The sequence below is a fragment of the uncultured Roseovarius sp. genome, assembly GCF_913054395.1.
Classification (GTDB): domain Bacteria; phylum Pseudomonadota; class Alphaproteobacteria; order Rhodobacterales; family Rhodobacteraceae; genus Roseovarius.
Map to the genome: position 1 here is coordinate 1 of NZ_CAJXIP010000244.1, position 3,152 is coordinate 3,152.

The 3,152-nt window shown below is 61.3% G+C and carries 2 protein-coding genes; both read left to right on the forward strand.

Going from position 1 to position 3,152, the window contains the following annotated elements; all coding sequences use genetic code 11:
- The coding region (locus tag QZ522_RS18725; protein ID WP_365353951.1) for a hypothetical protein at nt 1-1,014 on the forward strand (1,014 nt) is incomplete at its 5' end.
- Nucleotides 986-3,115, forward strand: a complete 2,130-nt coding sequence (gene scpA / locus QZ522_RS18730) for a methylmalonyl-CoA mutase (protein ID WP_294615174.1) — start codon at nt 986-988, stop codon at nt 3,113-3,115. The genes QZ522_RS18725 and scpA, both read left to right, overlap by 29 nt.
- The last annotated feature ends 37 nt before the right edge of the window (nt 3,116-3,152 follow it).

Consider the following 3,152-nt stretch of genomic DNA (forward strand, 5'->3'; position numbering starts at 1 on the left):
AAATTCGCGAGCAACATGGCGGGATGGAAACAACCACCCTGCAAGGATGTGGTGTTCAAGCGAAAGGCATGTATTGAGATGGAAATTATCCTGCACCTGGGGGCACATCGAACGGCCTCGACCAGCTTTCAGCATTACATGCAGGCCAATCGCAAGCTGTTGGCGGCGCAGGGCATCGGCTATTGGGGGCCTGACGTGACGCGCGACGGCGTGCTGACCGGGGTCATTCCGGTTGCGGGGCGCCGTTCGGCGACACAACAGCTTGACCGCGCCCGTGGGCGGATCGCGCTACGCCTGCACAAGGCCGAGGCGGCGGGGCTGCGCCAGCTTGTGATCAGTGACGAAAACATGATCGGTGCGGCGCGTCGCAATCTGCGCGACAACCGGCTTTATGTTGCCATCGGCGAGCGGATGGCGCGGTTTGCCAATGCCTTTGACGGGCGCATCACCCGTATCGCGCTTGCGGTGCGTGCTCAGGATACCTGGTGGGCTTCGGCAATGGCCTTTGCGGTGGCGCGCGGTCACAAGGTGCCTGATCAGGACGATCTTGACTTGCTGGTCACCGGAGGCCGTCATTGGCGCGATGTGGTCACCGATCTGGCCTGTGCTGTGCCCGGCGTTGAAATCACGGTGCTGCCGCATGAAGTCTATGCCGGGCTTCCGGAGGAAAAGCTGCGCCAGATGACCGGGGTGAACAACCCGCCGCGCAAGGCCGCGCGCGAGTGGCTGAACCGCTCACCCGATCTGGAGCAACTGCGCAGAGTGGTGACAGAGCGGGGCGGTGATGTCGCGCGTCTTGGCGAAGGCACGGGCCGTTGGCGCCCGTTTGACCGAAATCAGACATTGGCCCTGCAAGAGGCTTATTCCGACGATCTGTTCTGGCTGAGTGCCGGGGCCGATGGTCTGGCACGATTGACAGAGGAAACCGGACCGGTGAAGGCGGGACAGAACCCGCCCATCGTCCAGACGACAAGAGGACAACCCAATGACATCGAAGAAAGACGACTGGCGTAACCTGGCCGAAGCAGAGCTGCGGGGGCGCCCGCTGGACGATCTGACCTGGAATACCCTTGAGGGCATCCCGGTTCAGCCGCTCTATACCGAAGAAGATACTGCGAATCTGCCGCATATGGGTACGATCCCCGGACAGGCCCCCTTTACGCGCGGCGTCAAGGCGACGATGTATGCCGGGCGCCCATGGACGATCCGCCAATATGCCGGCTTTTCCACCGCCGAGGAATCCAACGCCTTTTACCGTCGCAACCTGGCCGCTGGCCAACAGGGCGTTTCGGTGGCCTTCGATCTTGCCACCCATCGTGGCTATGACAGCGATCACCCCCGCGTTGAGGGCGATGTCGGCAAGGCCGGCGTGGCCATTGACAGCGTCGAGGACATGAAGATCCTGTTTGACGGCATCCCGCTTGACAAGGTCAGCGTGTCAATGACGATGAACGGTGCCGTGATCCCCGTCCTGGCCAGTTTTATCGTCGCTGGCGAAGAGCAGGGGCATGACAAAAGCGTTTTGTCGGGCACCATTCAGAACGACATTCTGAAAGAGTTCATGGTGCGCAACACCTATATCTATCCGCCCAAGCCAAGCATGCGGATCATCAGCGATATCATCGAATATACCAGCAACGAGATGCCGAAATTCAACTCGATCAGCATCTCGGGCTATCACATGCAAGAGGCCGGCGCGAACCTTGTGCAGGAACTGGCCTATACGCTGGCGGATGGTCGCGAATATGTGCGCGCGGCCATCGAGGCGGGCATGGATGTGGATAAATTTGCCGGCCGGCTGAGCTTTTTCTTCGCCATCGGCATGAACTTTTTCATGGAAGCGGCCAAATTGCGCGCCGCGCGCCTGTTGTGGCACCGCATCATGACCGAGTTCGGCGCCAAGAGTGAGCGCTCGAAAATGTTGCGCACCCATTGCCAGACCAGCGGCGTGAGTCTGCAGGAGCAGGACCCCTATAACAACGTGATCCGCACCGCCTATGAGGCGATGAGCGCGGTTTTGGGCGGCACGCAGAGCCTTCATACGAATGCCCTGGACGAGGCGATTGCCCTGCCAACCGAATTCAGCGCCCGGATCGCGCGTAATACCCAGTTGATCTTGCAGGAAGAAACCGGCGTGACCAATGTGGTCGATCCGCTTGCCGGGTCGTATTACGTGGAAAAGCTGACTGCCGATCTGGCCGACAAGGCCTGGGAGTTGATCGAAGAGGTTGAGGCCATGGGCGGCATGACCAAGGCGGTTGAATCGGGCATGCCCAAGCTTCGCATCGAGGAAACGGCAGCCACCCGGCAGGCGATGATCGACCGCGGCACCGAGGTCATCGTCGGTGTCAACAAGTACCGCAAGGACAAGGAAGACCCGATCGACATTCTGGATGTGGATAACGTCGCGGTGCGCGAGAGCCAGATCGTGCGTCTGAAAAACATCCGCGCAAGCCGCGACGAAGCCGCCTGTCAGGCGGCGCTTGAGGAATTGACACGCCGCGCCAAAGAGGGTGGCAACCTTCTGGAAGGGGCGGTTGAGGCCGCGCGCGCCCGCGCCACCGTAGGAGAGATCAGCATGAGCCTTGAAAAGGAATTCGGCCGTCACCGCGCCGAGGTGAAGACCCTGGCCGGCGTCTATGGCGCGGCTTATGAGGGCGATGAAGGGTTCGCCGCGATCCAGCAGTCGGTCGAAGAATTCGCAGAGCAAGAAGGCCGTCGCCCCCGGATGCTTGTGGTCAAGATGGGCCAGGATGGCCATGATCGTGGCGCCAAGGTGATTGCCACCGCCTTTGCCGATATCGGGTTTGACGTCGATGTCGGCCCGCTGTTCCAGACCCCGGACGAGGCCGCACAGGATGCGGTGGACAACGACGTGCATGTGGTCGGCATCAGCTCTCAGGCGGCGGGACACAAGACTTTGGCGCCTAAACTGATCGCGGCGCTGCGGGAAAAGGATGCCGGTGAAATCATCGTGATCTGCGGCGGCGTCATTCCGCAGCAGGACTACGAGTTCTTGCAAAAGGCGGGTGTGAAGGCGATCTTCGGGCCCGGCACCAATATCCCGGAGGCCGCGAAAGATATTCTGCGCCTGATCCGCGAGGCGCGGGCCTGAGGGGAAAGCGGCGAGGGGCCAGCCCCCCGCACCCCCC

Coding starts and splice junctions, on each gene's coding strand:
- scpA (WP_294615174.1), top strand. CDS start 986: ATGACATCGAAGAAAGACGACTGGCGTAACCTGGCCGAAGCAGAGCTG.